The organism is Enterobacter cloacae complex sp. P27C, from assembly GCF_014895705.1.
Taxonomy (GTDB): domain Bacteria; phylum Pseudomonadota; class Gammaproteobacteria; order Enterobacterales; family Enterobacteriaceae; genus Enterobacter; species Enterobacter bugandensis.
Window position 1 is genome coordinate 452798 of sequence record NZ_JADBQB010000004.1, and the last position, 16177, is coordinate 468974.

The window sequence follows — 16177 nt, forward strand, 5'->3', positions numbered from 1 at the left end:
CATTGCAAAAAACGGCAACTTTCGTTGCCGTTTTGCTTTTATTTGCCTTCGTCCGGCAATGCATACGCGACAATATAGTCGCCCATCTTCGTACCAAACGAACCGTGACCACCCGCAGAAATGACAACGTACTGCTTGCCATTCACTTCATAGGTCATCGGCGTTGCCTGTCCACCGGCCGGCAGACGGCCTTGCCACAGTTTTTCACCGTTGGTCATGTTATACGCGCGCAGGTAGTTATCTGCGGTTGCCGCGATGAACAGCACGTTACCGGCTGTGGAGATTGGACCACCCAGCATTGGCATACCCATATTGAACGGCACCGGAACCGGCATCGGGAACGGCATGCTGTCCTGTGGGGTACCAATACGTTTTTTCCAGACGATCTGGTTGGTTTTCAGATCCAGACCGGAGATGTAACCCCAGGCAGGCTGTTTACACGGCAGACCAAACGGAGACAGGAACGGGTTCAGGGTAACGCCAAACGGTACGCCATACTGCGGCTGGATACCGGCTTCGGTCCCGCTGCCTTTCGCGTCTTTCGGCTGCTCCATCGGGTTACCCGGACCGCGTGGGATCAGACGGGAAACGAACGGCAGCGCCATTGGGTTGGCAATCGCCACCTGACGGTTAGGGTCGACGGAAATACCGCCCCACTCAAACATTCCCAGGTTGCCCGGGAAGACCAGCGTACCCTGCTCAGACGGCGGCGTGAAGATGCCTTCATAGCGCAGCTGATGGAACATCACGCGGCACACCAGCTGGTCAAACATGGTGGCACCCCACATGTCTGCACCGCTGAGGTCTTTCTTCGGACGGAAGCTCAGGTCAGAGAACGGCTGGGTTTTGCTGACGTAATCGCCTTTGGCCGCACCCTGCGGAACCGGTTTTTCCGGGGCAGGCACAACCAGCTTACCGTTGCTGCGATCCAGCACGAAGATGTTGCCGGTTTTAGCCGGAGCGTAAATGACCGGTACGGTTTTGCCGTTAACGGTAATGTCCGCCAGCGTCGGCTGGGACGGCATATCCATATCCCACAGATCGTGGTGAACGGTCTGATAGCTCCACGCCAGCTTACCGGTGGTTGCATTCAGCGCCAGGATAGCGCTCGCATAACGTTCCTGCTCCGGCGTGCGGTTACCGCCCCAGATATCCGGCGTGGATACTCCCATCGGCAGGTAGACCAGGTCCAGCTTCGCGTCATACGCGGCTGGTGCCCAGGAGTTCGGCGAGTTGAAGGTAAAGGTGTGCTCGTCAGACGGGATCGCGTTTGGATCTTTCGCGCCCGGGTCGAAAGCCCACAGCAGTTTACCGGTGTTCACGTCGAAACCACGGATAACGCCGGAGGTTTCACGCGTAGAGAAGTTATCCGTTACCGAACCGGCAATCACGATGGTTTTATCGGTGATGATTGGCGGGGAGGTTGGCTCATACAGACCCGGCGTGGTGTCCGGCATGTTGGTCTGCAGGTTCAGAATGCCTTTGTTGGCGAAGGTTTCGCACAGCTTGCCGGTCTCAGCGTTGATGGCAAACAGACGGCCATCGTTCACCGGCAGCATAATGCGGCGAGGACAGTCGGCAATGACTTCCGGGCTGGCATTATCGGCGCGCGCTTCGTGGTAAGAGACGCCGCGACAGGTCACGTGCTGGAACGACGGATTGGAGTTCAGCTGTGGATCAAAGTGCCATTTCTCTTTACCGGTGGCCGCGTCGAGCGCGAACAGACGCTGGTGCGCCGTACACAGGTAGAGCATGTTGCCCACTTTAATCGGGGTCACTTCGTTGGTCAGCTCGCCCGGATCGTTCGGCATTTTCAGGTCGCCGGTACGGAATACCCAGGCTTCCTTCAGGTTCTTAACGTTGTCCGCGTTGATCTGCTTCAGCGGGGAGTAACGTTGACCTTCCTGGTTACGGCCATAAGCAGGCCAGTCACCGTCAGCGACCTGCGAGATAGCTGCCGCAGGCGTGGACTCCGCGTTCAGCGTACCGTTGATCTCCTGCGGGTCGTTAAAGCCAGCCCAGGTGAGAATGCCGCCGCTGATTAACAGAGCCACCAGCAGGGCTGCAACGGCACCGCTGGAAGGGACAATCAGGCGGCGCCAGACAAACGGCAGGATTAGCCAGATACCGAAGAAGACCAGGATGTCGCTGCGCGGCGTCAGGGCCCAGAAATCGAAACCGACTTCCCAGACGCCCCAGATCATGGTGGCAAGAAGGAGGGCGGCATACAGCCACAGTGCGGATTGTTTTCTACGCCAGAGCAGGACGGTTACGCCAAGCATAACCAGGCCCGCAATCGGGTAGTACCAGGAGCCGCCGATCGCGACCAGCCAGACGCCACCGATTAACAGGTACAGGCCGCAGAAGGCGGCGAATAGCGCTGTTAGTGTCACCAGTAGACGCGGCTGTTTAGTGTTTGTTTCAGCCATAGAAAGTGTACTCGTCAGTTTTTGTTAATAATTTGCTAGCAACTAATTATAGGTGTTAACAAGTGTGATCGGAATCACAATATTTGCTTTTTATAACTCATACGCCAGGCTTATCCATTTACTGATATAATGGCTGGCTTGCGTATCGATGCCGGAGCAAGATTCATCCGCATTGAAAGATTTTCATCAAAATCATTTGGTTAGTAATATGAAACATACTGTTGAAGTGATGATCCCGGAAGCCGAGATCAAAGCGCGTATCGCCGAACTGGGTCGTCAAATCACCGAGCATTACAAGGACAGCGGCAGCGAAATGGTGCTGGTTGGTCTGCTGCGCGGTTCTTTCATGTTCATGGCAGACCTGTGCCGTGAAGTGCAGGTACCGCACGAGGTCGATTTTATGACCGCTTCCAGCTACGGCAGCGGCATGTCCACAACCCGTGATGTGAAAATCCTGAAAGATCTGGATGAAGATATTCGTGGCAAAGATGTGTTGATCGTTGAGGACATTATCGACTCCGGCAACACCCTTTCAAAGGTGCGCGAGATCCTGAGCCTGCGCGAGCCGAAATCGCTGGCGATTTGTACGCTGCTGGATAAACCGGAGCGTCGTGAAGTGCAGGTGCCGGTAGAGTTTGTCGGTTTCTCCATCCCGGACGAGTTCGTGGTGGGTTACGGCATTGATTACGCGCAGCGTTATCGTCATCTGCCGTATGTTGGGAAAGTGGTATTGCTGGACGAGTAATTGCAGGCTGATGCCCTCACTCCGACCCTCTCCCACAGGGAGAGGGTGAAAACCCCCGGCTTTATTTATGGTTCACATGCTTAAGCTTGAGGTTGGCAATCCCCGAACGGTAACGCTGCTCCAGCGTTTCGCGATTGGTGGCGGTGACTTCCAGATTGCGCAGCAGGCCATCGTGAATACCGTACGCCCAGCCGTGGATTGATACCTTCTGCCCGCGTTTCCACGCCGACTGCATGATGGTCGAATGCCCAAGGTTATATACCTGCTCCATCACGTTCAGCTCGCACAGCGTGTCCATGCGTCGCTCCTGCGGCATTTCGCCGAGCAGTGAACTATGTTTGAACCAGATATCGCGGATGTGCAGCAGCCAGTTATCAATTAAACCCAGTTCCGGGTTTTCAACCGCCGCCTGCACGCCGCCGCAGCCGTAGTGGCCGCAAATAATGATGTGCTCGACTTCCAGGACGTCAACGGCATATTGAACCACGGAAAGGCAGTTGAGATCGGTATGAATCACCAGGTTGGCGACGTTGCGGTGAACAAACAGTTCGCCGGGCTCAAGGCCGGTCAGGCGCTCGGCAGGTACGCGGCTGTCTGAACAGCCAATCCAGAGAAAGCGCGGGTTCTGGGCTTGTGCGAGTTTTCCAAAAAATCCGGGGTCTTCCTCCACCAGCATTTTTGACCATAGTGCATTGTTGCTAATGAGTGTATCTATGTCGTTCATGGAGGTTAGCGACCTGTAACCAAGTAATTGCGTTGCGCTACTATAGGGTAACCCGACTTTTAATGAAACCACACAACGTGTGTAAGAACTGAAGGTAAGTTAAATTCATGGCAATTGCACTGGAGCTTGAGCAGCTTAAAAAAACCTATCCGGGTGGCGTTCAGGCGCTACGCGGGATAGATCTAAAAGTAGAGGCCGGGGATTTTTACGCGCTTCTGGGGCCGAACGGGGCGGGGAAATCCACCACCATCGGGATCATCAGCTCGCTGGTGAATAAAACGTCCGGACGGGTGAGCGTCTTTGGTTACGACCTGCAAAAAGATGTGGTAAACGCCAAGCGCCAACTGGGGCTGGTACCGCAGGAGTTCAACTTCAACCCGTTTGAGACGGTGCAGCAGATTGTCGTTAACCAGGCGGGTTATTACGGCGTTGAGCGTAAAGAGGCGCTTGAGCGTAGCGAAAAGTACCTGAAACAGCTCGATCTGTGGGAAAAGCGTAATGAACGTGCGCGGATGTTGTCCGGGGGGATGAAGCGCCGCCTGATGATTGCCCGCGCGCTGATGCACGAGCCGAAGCTGCTGATCCTTGATGAACCCACCGCAGGCGTGGATATCGAACTGCGTCGTTCTATGTGGGGTTTCCTAAAGGATCTTAACGACAAAGGCACCACCATCATTTTGACCACCCACTACCTTGAAGAAGCAGAGATGCTGTGCCGCAACATCGGCATCATTCAGCACGGCGAGCTGGTGGAGAACACCTCGATGAAGGATCTGCTCTCCAAGCTGAAATCCGAAACGTTTATTCTCGATCTGGCGGCAAAAAGCCCGCTACCGAAGCTTGAAGGGTACCAGTATCGCCTGGTTGATACCTCAACGCTGGAAGTGGAAGTGCTGCGCGAGCAGGGGATCAACAGCGTGTTCTCCCAGCTGAGCGCGCAGGGGATTCAGGTTTTAAGCATGCGTAACAAAGCGAACCGACTGGAAGAGCTGTTTGTCTCTCTGGTGCAGGATAAACAAGGAGACAAGGCATGACGCATCTTTATTGGGTCGCGCTGAAAAGTATCTGGGCGAAAGAGATTAACCGCTTTATGCGTATCTGGGTGCAAACCCTGGTACCGCCAGTCATCACTATGACGCTCTATTTCATTATCTTCGGCAACCTGATTGGTTCCCGCATTGGTGAGATGCACGGTTTTACCTATATGCAGTTTATCGTGCCGGGCCTGATTATGATGGCGGTGATCACCAACGCCTACGCAAACGTGGCCTCGTCGTTCTTCAGCGCTAAGTTCCAACGCAATATTGAAGAGTTGCTGGTGGCGCCGGTGCCAACGCACGTCATCATAGCCGGTTACGTGGGCGGCGGCGTGGCGCGCGGGCTGTGCGTGGGCATCCTGGTGACGGCGATTTCGCTGTTCTTCGTGCCGTTCCAGGTACACTCGTGGCTGTTCGTGGCGCTGACTCTGCTGCTGACGGCAATTCTGTTCTCGCTGGCCGGTCTGCTGAACGCGGTGTTCGCTAAAACGTTTGACGACATCAGCCTGATCCCGACCTTTGTGCTGACGCCGCTGACCTATCTCGGCGGGGTGTTCTACTCCCTGACGCTGCTGCCGCCGTTCTGGCAGGCGCTGTCGCATCTGAACCCGATCGTCTACATGATCAGCGGCTTCCGCTTTGGCTTCCTCGGCATTACCGATGTTCCGCTGTTTACCACGGTGGCGGTGCTGGTGGTGTTCATCATCGCCTTCTACCTGCTGTGCTGGTATCTGATCCAGCGCGGGCGCGGTCTGCGTAGTTAACCCTCAGCCCGGCGACGCTCTGGTTGCCGGGCACTTTCTTTGACGGTTATCACCGTAAGCAAACCTTCACTCCGCTAAACTACTTGCCTGCTAAGGAGAGAGTTATGCTGGGATGGGTGATCACCTGCCACGATGAACGAGCGCAGGACATGCTGGATAAGCTTGAGGCCAAATTTGGCCCGCTGGCGCAATGCCGGGTGGTTAACTACTGGCGCGGGTTGAGCACCAACATGCTCAGCCGGATGATGTGCGATGCCCTGCATGAAACGGATACCGGTGATGGGGTGATTTTTCTTACCGATAAATCCGGTGCCGCACCTTACCGGGCCGCGGCGTTGCTTAGCCACAAGCATAATAACTGTGAAGTAATCTCCGGTATCAACCTGCCTTTACTCGAAACCCTGTATCCTTTTCGCGCCTCATTAAGCAGTGCTGAATTTCGAAATGCCATTGTGGCGCAGGGCTCGCCGGGCGTGAGCAGCCTGTGGCACCAGCAGCAGAAAAACCCGCCTTTCGTTCTGCTTCACGATCTGTATAAGCATTAAACATTGGTATTGATGTCGCTTTTGCTACAATGGCGACTGATTTCCTGTGTCGATTTATATCCTATGTTCATGCGCGTGTTCTTTCTCCTTTTGCTGCTGGTTTCCGGCGGGGCGTCTGCCAGCCTGATAAGTCAGCAAGGGCTTCCTGCTCAATATATGCAAACCACTGAGGATGCTGCCATCTGGGCTCAGGTAGGTAACTCCGTGGTTAACGTGGGCAATATTCGCGCAGGGCAGATCATCGCGGTCTTTCCCGCCGCGGCGGATTATTACGAATTTCGCTTCGGGTTCGGTACCGGCTTTATTGATAAAGACCACCTTGAGAAAGTGCAGGGTAAGCAACGCGTTGAGGACAGCCTGGGCGACCTGAACAAGCCGCTCAGTAACCAGAACCTCATCACCTGGAAAGATACGCCCGTCTATAACGCGCCCAGCAGCGGAAGCGCGCCCTTTGGTACTCTGAGCGCCAACCTGCGTTATCCCATTCTGAACAAACTTAAAGACCGCCTGAACCAGACCTGGTTTCAGATCCGCATCGGCAACCGCCTGGCGTGGATAAGCAGCCTGGACGCGCAGGAAGATAACGGCATTCCGGTTCTGACCTATCACCATATCCTGCGCGATGAGGAGAACACCCGTTTTCGTCATACCTCCACCACCACCAGCGTGCGCGCGTTCAGCAACCAAATGACCTGGCTTCGCGACCAGGGGTACACCACGCTGACGATGTATCAGCTGGAAGGCTACGTGCGCAACAAGATGAACCTGCCCGCGAAGGCGGTGGTGATTACCTTTGACGACGGCCTGAAGTCGGTGAGCCGCTACGCGTATCCTGTGCTGAAAGAGTATGGCTTCAACGCGACGGCGTTTATCATTTCGTCACGTATTAAAGGCCATCCGCAGAAGTGGGATCCGAAATCGCTGCAGTTTATGAGCGTTCAGGAAATTAAGGGCATTCAGGATGTGTTCGACATTCAGTCGCACACTCACTTCCTGCATCGCGTTGACGGGTATAAACACCCGATCTTACTGAGCCGCAGCTATCACGTGACCCTGTTTGATTTTGAGCGTTCTCGTCGTGCGCTGTCACAGTTCAACCCGCGCGTGCTGTACCTTTCTTATCCGTTTGGTGGCTATGACAATAAGGCGATCAAGGCGGCGAACGACGCCGGTTTTCATCTGGCGGTGACGACGGTGAAAGGGAAGGTGAAGCCGGGGGATAATCCGTTCTTACTCAAACGACTATATATCTTAAGAACGGATTCGCTGGAGACGATGTCGCGGCTGATCAGCAATCAGCCGCAGGGATAAGCTATTCGTAGGTGATCTGCAACGTGCCGATGGCGCTGAACGTGCCTGAAGTGATTTTTTCTGTACCAGACTTAACCAACTGAGCCGTGAGAGACTCGCTAAATGAAGGGATGATAGTGTTCCCTTTTGTCGCATAGTTGTTAGTTGAATTAGGCACCGCCAGGCTGTTGTCCGGCCACTTCAGCAACACGCCCACGCCTTTTGCCGCATTCGACGATGCAGTGTTCGCGAGTAAAGAGCCATCAGTCCCGGTTGTCTTGCTGGTGGTCAACTTCATCGTAATTTTGCGTGTGTTGGTGCAATTCCCTGACACGGTAGCAGAGACTTTTTGCGTGTTATCGTTCTCGACATCGGAAACATCATACTCCCCCAGATCTACGGTTTTAGGGGCCGTAAGAGTGCAGGTCGGTTTTTCAACAGGAACATTGAAGGCCATATCGGGTATCGTGATTAACGGACGTGGATGGTCCTGTTCATCTGATGTGTTGGGGTTACCTACGACAATATTGCCAATATTCCCGGCCACTGGACCAATCTGTGTGACGCTTGCGGGCACGCCAGCATATGAGGGTAATTGATAAAATTCCATACGGGCAGACCACCATACTGCTTTAACCAGATCTGAATTATCTCCCTGATTGGCCGTTACTACATAACTTCCTGTAGTCGAAGGGAAAAAGGCATTAAAAGCGTTGTTGGTCGGGTACATGGCCAGCGTATAGGCGATCCCCGTTACGTTAGTTTTAAAGAGTGCTTTTCCGTCCACGCCACCGACAACCAGTGTACTGTCCGTTTTCTGATAGACGCGCTCGCCATCATTACCCATTGAGCACCAGGAGTAGAGGCCGGGAGTCACCTGCAACTCAATAAGGCCGCTTATTTTTGTTGGCGCGCTGACGCTCTCCAGGGGAACGATCTTGGGCTTTGCACCTTTGACATCCGAAATAGGCTGAACACTGTAACTATTAAATTTGCATTCCCATAAATCGGCCGATGCAGAGAAACTTATTGCAAGAATTGACAAAGCAAGGCCTGCACCTTTTATGAAGAAATGACTTGTTCCGGCTCCTGCTATATAACACATTCAAAAATTCCTTATATCGGATGCTTGGTATATTTTAATTGTAAATAACGCTGACCAGCACGCTTGTGGTAACTTTCCCCGCGCTGACAATCCCTGTGTCTTGATAACGGGCATAGAAATTATAATTTGTTAAATACTGGCTTTCGGTTTGGTTAGATACATCAAAAATAACATCTGACGTTCCTGACGCATTGACCACATTGGTATTGTCTTTTTCTGAGAAAATCACAATGCCGACGTTCTCTGCTCCTCCCCCGGAGGCGGGAATTTCATTGGCGAACACCTGTTGAGAGCTTCCGATAACTATCCCACTTTGAGGTTTAAACTCAAAATGCAGGGTTTTTGCCAGTCCAGATTCACTTTCCGCACAGCTTTTCAGCTGTATTTCGAAGCGAGTTCCCCCAGCTGCGTCACCGGGTTGTAGCCGTGGGCTGCCGTCGGAGTTATAAAACCAACCCTTGCCAACGATCGGTAAAATAACTTTGCCATCATTCGGAATACTTACCTGACACGTATTGTTGATGATGTTTGCCGTCATATCCATCTCCAGGCTCGAGGCAAAACCTGCTGCGGGAAACCCCAGACAGCAGGCGAGCCATAACATCGCACTTCTAAAGTTAAAGCGGGAGTGGAACATCCTGTTTAAGCTATCAGTCTTAATAAACATTATTGATAGGTCACGATAAAAGTCACAGGGGCGCTGACCGAACCAGTGGTCACGTCAGAAATGGTTTTATCTTTAGCAATAACGATGCGCGCATCCATTTCAAATTTTCCCGCCCCGTTAGACAGGTTGACGATAGAAGTTGGGGCCGTGGCGCAGTTCAGCAGGGAACCTGAGTCGACAGAACCTTTCCAGATTTCAAAACCAACGTTATGCCCGGCTGCATATGAGTTCCCATTTTTGGCATTGCCAGTACAGGACCCGCCAGCACCCGGCGTGGCTTGAACGGAGGCATTTTTGACCCCGGCACAGTTAGTGAACGCGATTTTGAATGCCCCTGTTCGGTTCTGGCTCACCAGATCGGACTTAAATACATCGCCAAACGGCAAAATGCTAATGGGAGCCCCGCTCGCATCCTGAATCTCGGCATTACAGGTTCCGGCTTCAATGGTGGACGTAAAGGTGGCCTGAACGCTCGTCGTACCCGTAATGGCGCTCAAACAAACGGAAGGCAGGATGGCAGTCATCGCAAACACCAGTGATGTCATTTTCTTTTTCATATTAACGCTCCGTATTGCGCCAGTTATTCATAGGTGAAATTAAACGTAGCGATACCGCTAAAGTTGCCGGTCATGCCTTGCCCGCTTGCAGTTTCCACCAGCGTCGCCAGGAGTTGAACTTCGCCAGCACTTATTTCTCCGCTCGACCAGACGAGGCGCTGAGTATCAGTGGATGAATTAATGACAAAAGGGGCATCCGGAGTGGCGGTGCGGGAAATCGCCACGCCAATATTTTCTGCGCTGCCCTCACCGGAGAGTGAATTTTTAATTGCCGTATTCAGTGGGCTGGCACTACCACTAATGGTCGTGTTCAGCTTTGTCAGACTCGAAGGGCATGAGACCATTTTGAGTTTAAAATTTGTTGTTGCTTTGGCATTTTTGAGGATGATGTAATCCAGGCGTACCTTGCCGTCGGTGCCAATGGGAATAACGTTGCTGGAGCCATCACCGCTGCCACCTTCAATTTTCATATCGCAGGTGGTGTCACGGATATTAGCGGTAAAGGTAATATCGAGATTATCGGCGTATGTTCCGAGCGACAGCGCCATCAGACTCGAACTTAATACCCATAATCCTGTTTTTTTCCCAGGTTTAAAAAGCATGCTCTAACTCCTTTTATAATACTGTGATGCGGCAGGTCTGGCCTGTCAGCAGCGTTGTTGGTCCAATCTTTTTCGCATTGGGCGGAATCTGATAGGAGACAGTACAGGATGTGCCGGACTCACTTCCCCAGACGATTTTTAACAACCCTTTATCTTCAATTCCGCGAATCCAGGCTTGCCCGGCCTGGCCTACGCTACCTACGGATACGCCTTGCTCAGTTTGAACATCGGCACCAAGCGGAATAAACCCACCGTCGTCACGCGTCAGTTCCATTAACACTGAACGCCCTTGATCGGTCTCAAAATTAACCAGCACAACGGCACCGCTACGCGGGACAGTAGTGGAACGGGTATTTTTCACTTCAACGTCAGAGCGCATATCGCTGATATCAAGACCGACGTTGTTTTCACGGTAGGCAGACAGATAGGGCATAAGGGCATAGCCTGAAGAGCCAATTTCACCGTTACCGATGGAGACTCGGGCACCTTCTGCTCCCTCAGCTTTAATCAGCGCAAGCGTATCGCTTTCGCTAATGCTGCCAGGGGCGAGTGTTATGCCACCAGAGTGCAGAATCATCCCGCCGCTATAGCTGGCGGAATATTGTCGGCTATCGTCATCGGATGCGGAGACGGAAAGACTCACCGGTCCATGCGGGCCGTTATAACTCCCGTAACCGCTTAGCTGATTTAATGTATCGTCGTTACGCGTGGTGCTTTCGGTGATGCTGTAACTGAACCGGTTATCTTCGGTGTTGCCGTTGGCGCTGGCGTTAAAACTTCCACCGCCTTTTAGATCGCTGCCGATGCCCGTGGTGAGGGATGAGAACCCGCCTGCACGCTTGCCGTTACCCATCAGCGTGTCGAAAGGAATTGTGAGGCTCAGATAGACACTATCATCTTTTTCCCCGAACTCGTTGTAGGTGCGCTGCACGGAGAGGCTGTAACTTCCCCAGCTTAACGATTGACTGTGGCCAACCGAGTACTGCGCTGATGAGCTGCTTTCATTCCAGTAATCCTGCCAGGTGGAGTTGACATACAGCGATCCCAAATCAAGGCCGTTAAAGGCCAACGGCTGGCTGATGTTCACCTGGATCTGGTTCTTCATGCGCTGGAAAGTCTGGTACACATCGCTGTTATCACGGTCAGGGTTAAGCTCCCTGTCACGGTATTTGATCTCGTTGGTCAAGGAAGCTGCATCGCTCAGGCTGAGATAGTCAGATGTCGAAAACCGGTATGCTGCTACGTTGAAAGAGGTATTCGTGGCTTCCATGAGTTTGCTGTAGGAGATACGATAACTCTCACCCTTAAGATGCCGTAAGCCGTCGATCCGGGCATCAGAATGCGTGACATCAAAGGCGAATGCGCCAATGCGGGTGTTCATAGCCAAACCCACTAATGCGGCGTAAAAATCGCTATCGGTGTACTCCAGACCCGCATAACCTGTGAAGGTATTGGTTAATCCATAATAGCCCGTGGCGTAACCTACCTTTGGCTTGTCACGTAGGTTATCGTCACGCAGTTCACCCACGCCGACATCCCATCGGGAGTAGCCCGGGCGCAGCATTTGCGCGACCGAGGAATACGCGACCGAGAAGGAACGTTTGCTGCCATCCGCTTCTTCTACAGTGACGATCAGATCGCTGCCATAACCCGTCGTACTCAGATCTGAGATTTCAAAGGGCCCCGGCGGGACGGAGGTTTCGTAAATCGTGTTTCCGCTCTGGGCGATCGTGACTTTGGCGTTGCTGTTTGCCACACCCCGAATCACCGGCGCATAAGTCGATATGCCATTAGGAAGCATACGATCATCGTTATATAAACGCGCCCCGCGCAGACTAATGGAATCGAAAGCATCTCCACGGGTGTAGGAATCTCCCGCGATAAACTGTGCTTTCAGCGGCGTGATATCACGCTGGAGATAAATGTCCTGGCTGGCGTAATGAGTACCGGAATCCCGATCCCAGTTCAGATTACCTCGTGCCCGGAGCCGCCACGGGCCCAGGTTTGCTCCATAGCGCAACCCTGCGTAGGCCGTATCGGTGCTGTAATCAGACGTGTCCGCGTGCCAGCCGTTAAGATCCCAGGAGAGCATCGCCGCCGGGATCCCGTCTTCCCAAAGTGAAGGATCGACAAATCCCGCCGGGCGCTGAATGACGAAAGCCTGGGGAATAGAAAGGTCCAACTCCTGTGTGGAAGGATCGTAAGCCACACGTGAGCCGGGATAGGCGTCTGACACAGAGATGCACGTATCTTCGGAATCATCCCCTGCTGGTTTAAGTTGCTCGGTTGCTACATTTGTCTGGGTGAGCAGTTTACGCGTGATGCAGGGCGTGGCGCGCGGTGTACCATTCTCCTTAAACACAAGATCCGTGGTAATGGAAGGTTTCCCGTTAATAACAACCTTCACCTTATACGTCCCGGCAAGAACAGGGTTGCCTTTTGAAAAACGGCTGACATCAATTGATGTACCGGTGTTATAAAGAAACTGATCGTTAAACTGCACGTCTTCTTCTTTATTATTTTCAGCAGCAAATGCACAAAACGGCAATACCGCACTTATCGATAAACATAGTAGTGAACGTTTAAACCGCATGATGTACTCTGTCCCAGAGTTAAGCTAATTATAGTTATTCCGAATGATACGAGGCGGATAAATAATTAATTCTGTATGGATTCATACTTATCAATTCCACCGAAATCATTGATGGCTTGCCAGGTGATTTTGTTATACCCCAAGGTGTTATGATTTTTTACGTTCATAGTCTGGCTTGAGAATGGCTCAATATAATGCGTTTCAATATCGTAGCTTTTAGCACCAGCAATAAGCGTTGCCCCCGCCAGTGATACATAATAAGGTGAATCATTCTTCGCACTTAAAACGATATTTTGACCTTGCCGGGTTTCAGTCCATTTAAGATTTTTAGCCGCATCTGTCGGTTCTCCTTTCAAACCTGTAGGCCGGAAAAAGAGTTTTATGCGGGTACGGAATGCCAGCTGAAGCATGCTTTGCGTATCGCTTTCCTTTGCCTTTGGCGGAACTTCCAGAACGTTAAACCAGAACAGGGATTCTTTATCTTTTGGCAATGACTGACCAAGCCAGGTGATTCTGACCGTTTGCCCTTTTTGCGGTTCTACACGCGATACAGGAGGCGTGACAATAAAGGGAAGTTTCAGCTCTTGAGGATTAGTGGTATCTCTTCCGTCATCGAGCCAGGTTTGTACCAGTAAAGGTCTGGTGCCACGGTTATCCATAGACACCGTTACGTCTTTTGCTGATTCTGGATAAATGACACGGGTGCCGGAAATCACAATATCTGCACTGGCGTTAAGAGCAAAAACGCTCACCGAGGCCAGCAGCAGGGCTTTTAATCCGCTCTTAATATTCAGTAAGTACATGTCTACTCTCAAATAATACGAAAAAATGTGCCCGGCTGGGCACATTAACAGGACGAATAAAATTATTCGTAGCTCATGGTGAAGTAAGCGTTGGCGCTAACTTTACCTGACTGCACAGGGCTAGTATCTTTCACCCAATTGGAGCCAGGGACATAAGCAACGCGGTAGAACAGTTTACCGGAGCCGGCTTTCAGGTCTGTTTTCTGCGTATTATTGTCAGGCTGGCCTACCATAATACGAGATGAAATGGTTGGGGCATTGTTAAACAGGGCAAGTGCAACGTTGGTTGCAGAGCCTTGTACGTTAGCATCGGGTTCAATAGTACCGTTCGCAATAGCGCCCATATTTTTTGACATGAAGCTTGCAGAGGCATTCTTTAATGTTTCAGGGCAATTGGTGAGCAGCAGTTCAAAGTTTTTGGAACCGACGCCAGTATCAATAGTTGTGGATTCAACTTCAGATTTTTTAACGACGGGTAAGGTAATAGTAATATTGCTTTGTGATTCACCATTAGAGGTGGAAATATTACATGTTGTGTCTGTTACCGCACCATCAAAGGTGATTAAACCAAGATCCGTATCTGCGATTGCTGAAAAAGAACCTACTGCAAACAAAGCTACAGCTGAAGCTAATAACGTTTTTTTTAACATAATTGAAATTCCATTTAAAAAACATTGTAATGATTTAATACAAGCAAAATGATGATAGGGATCTCTGTATACGTTGGGTATTTAGAATTACTAAAAGTTATAATTAGAAAAAATTAAAGATTGATAAGTCATTGAAAAAGATCTTGAAAATGATCTCAAAAAAAACACTGGGGGTTATTTTTTATTGCGTTGATATGCTATTGGCAGGCTTGGATTATTAATGACATTGATCATTTTCCCTTTGTATATAATTGAGGGGAATGTTTATTTAAGAAAGGAGACGCGAAAAGAGAGGTGAAAATAAGTGAAATGAGTAAAGAGATGCTATTTACATAATTCAGAATGATGTGTTTTTTCCCGTTAAGGAGCGGATCCAGAGGGTTCCGCTCCTTGTTGGAATCAGGCAACCTGAACCGGAATCGCCTTTGCGGTGCGCTTCATTTCATTGTCGCCTTCGAAGTAGGCCACTTTAGGCTGCCAGCGGCGGGCTTCTTCGTCAGACATCATCACGAAGCTGGCGATGATCACAATGTCGCCCACGTCCGCACAGTGCGCCGCAGCGCCGTTAACGGAGATGATTTTAGAACCGCGCTCGGCGGCAATCGCATAAGTAGAGAAGCGTTTACCGTTGTTCACGTTCCAGATATCAATCGCTTCGTTTTCAAGGATACCCGCCGCGTCGAGAAAATCCTGGTCAATGGCGCAGGAGCCTTCATAGTGCAGGTCGGCCTGGGTGACTTTCACACGGTGAAGCTTACCTTGCAGCATTTTGCGAATCATTACATTTACCTTTAATTATCAAGGGTGAAGAACTACGCCAGCTCAACCACTTTATTGTCAATCAGGCGTGCCTGGCCGAGCCATGCCGCCACCAGGATGACTGCGCGCTTGCTGTTCTGGGTTAATTCCAGCAGCGTATCAGCATCACGAATTTGTACGTCGTCAGCACGAAGGCCCTTATCGTTAAGCGCCTGCTCGGCAAGGGCAATAATCTCTTCTGCTGTTAACTCTTTTGCCAGCATCTGCTCTGCCATGGTGTTCATAACCTTGCTCAGGCCCGGCGCGATTTTACGCTGTTCGGCGGTCAGGTAACCATTCCGCGAGCTGAGTGCCAGACCGTCTTTCGCACGCACAATCGGTACGCCGACGATCTCAATATCGTAACCCATGTCAGCAACCATCTTGCGGATCAGCGCCAGCTGCTGGAAATCTTTCTCACCGAAGCAGGCAACGTCCGGCTGCACCAGGTTAAATAGCTTGCTGACGATGGTGGAGACGCCGCGGAAGTGGCCCGGACGGCTTGCTCCTTCCAGCATGGTAGAAATGCCCGGGACGTCAACGTAGGTCGCCTCTTCGGTACCCTGCGGGTAAACGTCCGCCGGTGCAGGTGAGAAGACGATATCCGCGTGGCGTTTTTTGAGCTTCTCGCAATCTTCCTGCAGGGTGCGCGGATAGCGTGCCAGATCGTCGGCGCGGTCAAACTGCATGGGGTTCACGAAGATACTGACCACCACGATATCTGCTCGCGCACGGGCTTCGTCGACGAGCTTCATGTGGCCGTCATGCAGATTGCCCATGGTCGGGACCAGTGCGATACGTTTACCTTCCTGACGCGCGCGGCGGATATGCTGGCGAAGCAGCGGCAGGGTTTCAATGATTAGCACAA

General features: G+C 51.7%; 16 protein-coding genes. 5 read left to right on the top strand and 11 right to left on the bottom strand.

Going from position 1 to position 16177, the window contains the following annotated elements:
• Positions 1-38: 38 nt before the first annotated feature.
• Complete coding sequence (locus IM291_RS10795) at positions 39-2429, bottom strand: glucose/quinate/shikimate family membrane-bound PQQ-dependent dehydrogenase (protein WP_049000524.1); 2391 nt, start codon at positions 2427-2429, stop codon at positions 39-41.
• 208 nt (positions 2430-2637) lie between these two features.
• Between IM291_RS10795 and hpt the strand changes: the two genes are divergently transcribed.
• Positions 2638-3174, top strand: coding sequence for a hypoxanthine phosphoribosyltransferase (gene hpt, locus IM291_RS10800; protein ID WP_032644976.1), 537 nt, complete (start codon positions 2638-2640; stop codon positions 3172-3174).
• Between the two features lie 61 nt (positions 3175-3235).
• Here hpt and can read toward each other — a convergent pair whose 3' ends face one another.
• Positions 3236-3898 carry a carbonate dehydratase gene (can, locus tag IM291_RS10805; RefSeq protein WP_014882586.1) on the bottom strand — a complete coding sequence of 221 codons (663 nt, stop codon included), beginning with the start codon at positions 3896-3898 and terminating at the stop codon, positions 3236-3238.
• Positions 3899-4005: 107 nt separating this feature from the next.
• On the opposite strand from can, the gene IM291_RS10810 reads away from it, so the two are divergent.
• The 4 genes from IM291_RS10810 (at position 4006) to IM291_RS10825 (ending at position 7555) form a co-directional block, all read left to right on the top strand.
• Complete coding sequence (locus IM291_RS10810) at positions 4006-4932, top strand: ABC transporter ATP-binding protein (RefSeq protein ID WP_028015540.1); 927 nt, start codon at positions 4006-4008, stop codon at positions 4930-4932.
• The gene (locus IM291_RS10815; protein ID WP_023334536.1) at positions 4929-5699 is read left to right on the top strand and encodes an ABC transporter permease; all 771 of its coding nucleotides are present in this window, start codon (positions 4929-4931) and stop codon (positions 5697-5699) included. The genes IM291_RS10810 and IM291_RS10815 overlap by 4 nt, the downstream gene beginning before the upstream one ends.
• Before the next feature lie 104 nt (positions 5700-5803).
• Positions 5804-6244, top strand: a complete 441-nt coding sequence (locus IM291_RS10820) for a PTS sugar transporter subunit IIA (protein WP_192986833.1) — start codon at positions 5804-5806, stop codon at positions 6242-6244.
• 63 nt (positions 6245-6307) lie between these two features.
• Positions 6308-7555: a polysaccharide deacetylase family protein gene (locus tag IM291_RS10825; protein ID WP_192986835.1), complete on the top strand. Its 1248-nt coding sequence runs from the start codon at positions 6308-6310 to the stop codon at positions 7553-7555.
• A gap of 1 nt (position 7556) precedes the next feature.
• On the opposite strand, the gene IM291_RS10830 is transcribed toward IM291_RS10825, so the two are convergent.
• From IM291_RS10830 to panC, 9 genes are all read right to left on the bottom strand, one after another.
• Positions 7557-8639 (bottom strand): fimbrial protein StkG, encoded by a 1083-nt coding sequence (locus IM291_RS10830; RefSeq protein ID WP_192971616.1) that lies wholly within the window; start codon positions 8637-8639, stop codon positions 7557-7559.
• 34 nt (positions 8640-8673) lie between these two features.
• Positions 8674-9306, bottom strand: a complete 633-nt coding sequence (locus tag IM291_RS10835) for a fimbrial-like protein (RefSeq protein WP_320699138.1) — start codon at positions 9304-9306, stop codon at positions 8674-8676.
• Positions 9306-9863 (bottom strand): fimbrial protein, encoded by a 558-nt coding sequence (locus IM291_RS10840; RefSeq protein WP_047367344.1) that lies wholly within the window; start codon positions 9861-9863, stop codon positions 9306-9308. Before IM291_RS10840 ends, IM291_RS10835 begins: the two co-directional genes overlap by 1 nt.
• A 23-nt stretch (positions 9864-9886) precedes the next feature.
• Positions 9887-10465, bottom strand: coding sequence for a fimbrial protein (locus IM291_RS10845; RefSeq protein WP_047367345.1), 579 nt, complete (start codon positions 10463-10465; stop codon positions 9887-9889).
• Positions 10466-10478: 13 nt separating this feature from the next.
• Positions 10479-13058 carry an outer membrane usher protein gene (locus tag IM291_RS10850; RefSeq protein ID WP_048961414.1) on the bottom strand — a complete coding sequence of 860 codons (2580 nt, stop codon included), beginning with the start codon at positions 13056-13058 and terminating at the stop codon, positions 10479-10481.
• Between the two features lie 65 nt (positions 13059-13123).
• Complete coding sequence (locus IM291_RS10855; protein WP_047367347.1) at positions 13124-13861, bottom strand: fimbrial chaperone; 738 nt, start codon at positions 13859-13861, stop codon at positions 13124-13126.
• Between the two features lie 62 nt (positions 13862-13923).
• Positions 13924-14511 carry a fimbrial protein gene (locus tag IM291_RS10860; RefSeq protein ID WP_047367348.1) on the bottom strand — a complete coding sequence of 196 codons (588 nt, stop codon included), beginning with the start codon at positions 14509-14511 and terminating at the stop codon, positions 13924-13926.
• Between the two features lie 399 nt (positions 14512-14910).
• Positions 14911-15291, bottom strand: a complete 381-nt coding sequence (gene panD, locus IM291_RS10865; protein WP_003856284.1) for an aspartate 1-decarboxylase — start codon at positions 15289-15291, stop codon at positions 14911-14913.
• A 32-nt stretch (positions 15292-15323) separates the two neighbouring features.
• Positions 15324-16175 carry a pantoate--beta-alanine ligase gene (gene panC, locus IM291_RS10870; protein ID WP_008501942.1) on the bottom strand — a complete coding sequence of 284 codons (852 nt, stop codon included), beginning with the start codon at positions 16173-16175 and terminating at the stop codon, positions 15324-15326.
• Positions 16176-16177 lie beyond the last annotated feature (2 nt).

Excerpts from the sequence above, each read along its gene's own strand:
- IM291_RS10795 (WP_049000524.1), bottom strand. The coding sequence starts at position 2,429 with ATGGCTGAAACAAACACTAAACAGCCGCGTCTACTGGTGACACTAACA.
- hpt (WP_032644976.1), top strand. The coding sequence starts at position 2,638 with ATGAAACATACTGTTGAAGTGATGATCCCGGAAGCCGAGATCAAAGCG.
- can (WP_014882586.1), bottom strand. The coding sequence starts at position 3,898 with ATGAACGACATAGATACACTCATTAGCAACAATGCACTATGGTCAAAA.
- IM291_RS10810 (WP_028015540.1), top strand. The coding sequence starts at position 4,006 with ATGGCAATTGCACTGGAGCTTGAGCAGCTTAAAAAAACCTATCCGGGT.
- IM291_RS10815 (WP_023334536.1), top strand. The coding sequence starts at position 4,929 with ATGACGCATCTTTATTGGGTCGCGCTGAAAAGTATCTGGGCGAAAGAG.
- IM291_RS10820 (WP_192986833.1), top strand. The coding sequence starts at position 5,804 with ATGCTGGGATGGGTGATCACCTGCCACGATGAACGAGCGCAGGACATG.
- IM291_RS10825 (WP_192986835.1), top strand. The coding sequence starts at position 6,308 with ATGTTCATGCGCGTGTTCTTTCTCCTTTTGCTGCTGGTTTCCGGCGGG.
- IM291_RS10830 (WP_192971616.1), bottom strand. The coding sequence starts at position 8,639 with ATGTGTTATATAGCAGGAGCCGGAACAAGTCATTTCTTCATAAAAGGT.
- IM291_RS10835 (WP_320699138.1), bottom strand. The coding sequence starts at position 9,306 with ATGTTTATTAAGACTGATAGCTTAAACAGGATGTTCCACTCCCGCTTT.
- IM291_RS10840 (WP_047367344.1), bottom strand. The coding sequence starts at position 9,863 with ATGAAAAAGAAAATGACATCACTGGTGTTTGCGATGACTGCCATCCTG.
- IM291_RS10845 (WP_047367345.1), bottom strand. The coding sequence starts at position 10,465 with ATGCTTTTTAAACCTGGGAAAAAAACAGGATTATGGGTATTAAGTTCG.
- IM291_RS10850 (WP_048961414.1), bottom strand. The coding sequence starts at position 13,058 with ATGCGGTTTAAACGTTCACTACTATGTTTATCGATAAGTGCGGTATTG.
- IM291_RS10855 (WP_047367347.1), bottom strand. The coding sequence starts at position 13,861 with ATGTACTTACTGAATATTAAGAGCGGATTAAAAGCCCTGCTGCTGGCC.
- IM291_RS10860 (WP_047367348.1), bottom strand. The coding sequence starts at position 14,511 with ATGTTAAAAAAAACGTTATTAGCTTCAGCTGTAGCTTTGTTTGCAGTA.
- panD (WP_003856284.1), bottom strand. The coding sequence starts at position 15,291 with ATGATTCGCAAAATGCTGCAAGGTAAGCTTCACCGTGTGAAAGTCACC.